This window comes from Legionella waltersii (assembly GCF_001468085.1).
GTDB lineage: Bacteria > Pseudomonadota > Gammaproteobacteria > Legionellales > Legionellaceae > Legionella > Legionella waltersii.
In genome coordinates this window covers 374266-374467 of record NZ_LNZB01000060.1, presented here as the reverse complement: position 1 = coordinate 374467, position 202 = coordinate 374266, and the positions used below count along the sequence as shown (strand labels likewise).

Sequence of the window (202 nt, the reverse complement as noted above, 5' to 3'; positions counted from 1 at the left end):
TAAGTTCGCTACACCCAATGACCGTGAACGCCTCATTCAGGTGAACAGAGAATTTCGTGAGGCAATCAAAGAGCTGGAGACAGAAAGAGAAATTCATCGACGTAGAATCGTGGCATCTGCAGGCTTGGGTTCCACGTTTATTTTGACGCAATACCGAGGCAAGCCCAAGCTATTTGCTTGTGGAGAGAATAGGTATGGCCAA

Annotated in this window: 1 pseudogene; it reads left to right on the top strand. The window is 47.0% G+C overall.

The window, feature by feature from the left end:
- Window positions 1–202: pseudogene (locus Lwal_RS17755) on the top strand (DNA helicase UvrB); the annotation flags it as partial.